Annotated in this window: 2 protein-coding genes and 3 pseudogenes; 2 read left to right on the top strand and 3 right to left on the bottom strand. The window is 70.9% G+C overall.

Annotated features, from left to right (window positions below; translation table 11 throughout):
* Positions 1-54 precede the first annotated feature (54 nt).
* Complete coding sequence (locus G6R25_RS22710; RefSeq protein WP_235949468.1) at positions 55-888, top strand: aminodeoxychorismate/anthranilate synthase component II; 834 nt, start codon at positions 55-57, stop codon at positions 886-888.
* 369 nt (positions 889-1,257) lie between these two features.
* On the opposite strand, the pseudogene G6R25_RS32085 reads toward G6R25_RS22710, so the two are convergent.
* The 3 pseudogenes from G6R25_RS32085 to tnpA form a co-directional block, all read right to left on the bottom strand.
* A pseudogene (locus G6R25_RS32085) lies at positions 1,258-1,374 on the bottom strand (zinc ribbon domain-containing protein); the annotation flags it as partial.
* Between the two features lie 133 nt (positions 1,375-1,507).
* Positions 1,508-2,185 (bottom strand): annotated as a pseudogene (locus tag G6R25_RS22715) (RNA-guided endonuclease InsQ/TnpB family protein); the annotation flags it as partial.
* Positions 2,186-2,289: 104 nt separating this feature from the next.
* Positions 2,290-2,655: pseudogene (gene tnpA / locus G6R25_RS22720) on the bottom strand (IS200/IS605 family transposase).
* A 96-nt stretch (positions 2,656-2,751) separates the two neighbouring features.
* On the opposite strand from tnpA, the gene G6R25_RS22725 reads away from it, so the two are divergent.
* Entirely contained in the window at positions 2,752-3,306 is a 555-nt protein-coding gene (locus G6R25_RS22725) for a GNAT family N-acetyltransferase (protein ID WP_163554507.1), read from the top strand.
* Positions 3,307-3,322 lie beyond the last annotated feature (16 nt).

Below are 3,322 nucleotides of genomic sequence, written 5' to 3' on the forward strand. Positions count from 1 at the left end.
ACAATCAGAACCTAAGTTCCCGGTATTGGGCGTGGGCCGGGCCCCGGCCTGCCCATGCCGGGCCGTCCGCACCCGCCGCTTGCAGCGGATCCGCGGATAGCGGCGGCGCTCGCCGCCCGCAACACGCATCTGGCCCCCTTCTGGCTGCAGCGGCGCGCACCGAGGGCGGTCGTGCTGACCGGCCGCAGCGCCCTCATCGTCGACGCCGAGGACAGCTTCACCGGCATGCTCGCCCACCTGCTACGCGAGCTCGGCCTCGCGGTCACCATCCGGCCGTGGCAGCAGGCGGCGAGGCCGCCGGCGCACCCCTCGGCCGAACGCGGTGCCGCCGGCGGCCCCGTCGACCCGGAGTTCGACCTGGTGGTGGCCGGGCCTGGCCCCGGCGACCCCAACGACGCCGCCGACCCGAAGATCGCGACCATGCGGCGGGTGATCGCGGACCGGCTGGCGGCCCGGCGGCCGCTGCTCGGCGTCTGCCTCGGCCACCAGCTCCTCGCCGGACTGCTCGGGCTGCGGCTGCACCGGCGCGCCGCGCCGTACCAGGGGCTCGCGCGCACCATCGACCTGTTCAGCCGGCCCCGCCGGGTCGGGTTCTACTCGACCTTCACCGCGATCGCCGGCAGCGGCGATCTCGCCACCGCGCACGGCCCGGTCCAGTTGGCCCTCGACCGCGGCGACGGATCGGTTCACGCGCTACGCGGGGCGGCGTTCGCCGGGGTGCAGTTCCATCCCGAGTCGGTGCTCAGCGAGGATGGCCTGACGGTCCTGCGCGAGCTGCTGACCGAGCTACTGGCATCCGCGGGCGCGTCGGCGGACCGGGCCGGCGAAACAAGCCTCGGAACGGCGGCAGCATCCGGCGGCGGGGCCGGGCCGGGGCTCGACGAGTAACCCGCAACGGTCAACAACCTCCAGTGTCTCCCCACGCTTGATCGCCTACGGAAAGGCGACCGCCGTCGCTCCCACACAACGGCCAGATCATGCCGAGAGATAAACACGGCATTTCGGGCACAAACCGTGTCCAGCCCTCGGCACGATTCCGTACTCGCCCAATCACGCAAGGAGGCTGGCGGTCCGCGGCGACCGGAACCCCGAACTACCGGCCGGCCGGGACGTCGGACGTCCTCGGCTTCGTCTGCGGGCCCTCCTCGGTCTGCACGGCGCCGTTACGACCTCGTGACCAGTGCCGGCGCCGCCCCCGCCGGGCGCGGGGAATGATCCGGGGACGTGACTCCTCTGACGGTTGAAGCCGTCAGCTTCTCAGGCCGCCTGAGCGTCAGCCTGACGGGCAAGCCCTGCCCGAAGAATGTTGACGGCGGCGTTCTCGTCCGCGTCCGCGGTATGCCCGCACCGCACGCAGGCGAACTCGGCCCGGGTGGGCCGGTTCTCCTCGGCGACATGCCCGCAGGCCGCGCAGCGCTAGGAGGTATAGCGGGCGTCGACCTCGACGACGACGGGCGGTCTTGTGGGTGTGGTCGAGTCGCTGCCGGGCGACACGGCGGCTGATCGTCCCCACCCGGGCGGCGGCCTTCCTGCGCCGCACGGAGCCGCGCTTCGTACGGGACAGGGCCCGCTGGGCGGCGGCCAGCCGGCCGGCGGACCGGTCCAAACATGTCGGGTTCGGCTCATGCTCGCCGTTCGAGGTCGTCAGGAACGACGCGATACCGACATCCACGCCGACCACGACACCGGTCGGTGGCAGCGGCTGGGCAGGCACGTCGTCGCAGAACAGGATCACATACCAGCGTCTGCCCTCACGTTTGACGCTGACCGTCCTGACCTTGCCGAGTACCCGCCGATCCTGGTGGACCTTGACGTGGCCGATGCCCTGCAGGCGCACGAACGTCCGCGTGGGGTGCTCGGGCTGCGAGTCCCAGCGGCACCCGTCCCCGTCGGACGGCCACTGCACCGTGCCGAACCAGCCTGCGCCCTTGAAACGCGGGTAGCCAGGAACCCCACCCGCCTTCGCACGGCGGAAGAACCCGGCGAACGCCCTCTCCAACCGGCGCAACGTCGCCTGCTGCGACGAAAACGACCAGCGGGCCTGATCATGATCGCCCACCCGAAGGTCCTTCACCTGGGCGGACTGGTCACCATAGCGGATGCGGGTCTTCGACGGATGCCGGTAGGCGTCACGCCGCTCCTGCAACGCCGCATTATACAAAGCACGATGATCATCGAGCATCATGCCGAACGCGACCGCCTGCCGGACGGTCGGGCACAGCAGGAACGTGTACGCACGCCGCACCAGACCACCCCCTCACGTCACGGCCGCCCGTTCTGCGCGTCGATCTACCGTCGCACAGTCCCAGCAGACACCGCACCGACAGCCGCAACGAAGCACGACCAGGACCACAGGTGCGCGAACTCGGCGCACGTGCGACGCGAAACCCATCCACCTGATTGGCGACGTGCGACGGGGAATGCAACGGGTGAGCCTCGACGAACAGGTGAACACGGTCAGGTTCGATCCCCAACGCGACGACCGGCCAGTCGCACTCGGCGCACGGCTCCCGGATGAGCACGTCAAGGCGGTCCCGGACTGGTCCAGACGGGACGGGACGATGGACGGGACGATGGGCGGTACTGCGGGCACCACACGATGTAATAGCCGAGGTCGTAGGCGCCACCCACGCCGACCGTCACCCGACGGAACACGCCTCCGAAAACACCGGCACGGCCGGTCCAGCCGGTACGGATCCGTACCGGATTCCCCTGACGCCTGAAGGCGACAGTCCCCTCCGGAGGTCTTTGATGGTCACCATCAGGGCAGCCCGTCCATCCGACACCGCCGGCATCCGAGCGGTCTACGCGCCGTTCGTCGCCGGGTCGCCGGCGACCTTCGAGGAGAAGCTCCCGACGGTCGAGGGCCTCCACGCGCGGATGTTCACCTCTCCCCGCCGGCCATGGCTGGTCGCCGAGGCCGGCGGGGAGATCGCCGGCTACGCCTACGCCAGCGCGCATCATGCGCGCGCGTCCTACCGCTGGTCGGTGGACACGTCGGTCTACCTGGCCGCCGTGCACCACCGGCGAGGGCTCGACCGGCGGCTGTACGACGAGCTGATCGCCGAGGTGCGGGCGCTGGGCTACCTCAATCTGTACGCGAGCATCACGCTTCCGAACGCGGCGAGCGTCGCGCTGCACACCGCCGTCGGATTCCGGCCGGTCGGAGTGTTCCCCCACACGGGATACAAGCTCGGCGCCTGGCACGATGTCGGCTGGTTCGGGCTGCCCCTGGTCGACGAGCACCCCGCCGACCCTGCCGACCCCCGCCCCTGGCTGCCCGAAAGCGCGCCCGCGACCCGCTGACGACGCCAGGACCCGG

This window comes from Candidatus Frankia alpina (assembly GCF_902806485.1).
In the GTDB taxonomy this organism is placed as follows: domain Bacteria; phylum Actinomycetota; class Actinomycetes; order Frankiales; family Frankiaceae; genus Frankia; species Frankia alpina.